Raw genomic sequence first — 348 nt, 5'->3', positions numbered from 1 at the left:
TGGCCAACAAGGTCAAGAAGGTCCTGAGGGACCAGGAAGGCGAGCTCACCGAGGAAACCCGGGAGGCCCTTCTGGCGGAGCTCGGGGACGTGCTCTGGTACGTGGCCCAGGTGGCCACGGACCTGGGGGTGAGCCTCGAGGCCGTAGCGGAGGCCAACCTGAGAAAACCCCGCCCCCGCCTGGAGCGGGGGGTCATCTCCGGCTCCGGCGACAACCGCTAACGCGAACCGCTCTTCAAGGAAGACGAAGCCAAGAAGGACCAGTACACCGAGTACCGCCGCTGGTACCTGCGCCTCAAGAAGCGGAGTAGAGGCAAAAGGACTGCCCCCAGGGTCTTCCTAGGGGCGG

Annotated in this window: 1 protein-coding gene; it reads left to right on the top strand. The window is 65.8% G+C overall.

The features are described from left to right. On the top strand, nucleotides 1–221 hold a 221-nt coding region (locus BVI061214_RS00420; RefSeq protein WP_053766894.1), incomplete at its 5' end, for a MazG nucleotide pyrophosphohydrolase domain-containing protein. Between the last annotated feature and the right edge of the window lie 127 nt (nucleotides 222–348).

This window comes from Thermus aquaticus, from assembly GCF_001280255.1.
Classification (GTDB): Bacteria; Deinococcota; Deinococci; order Deinococcales; family Thermaceae; genus Thermus; species Thermus aquaticus.
The sequence above is the reverse complement of the archived record's forward strand: the minus strand, read 5'-3'. Positions and strand labels throughout refer to the sequence as shown.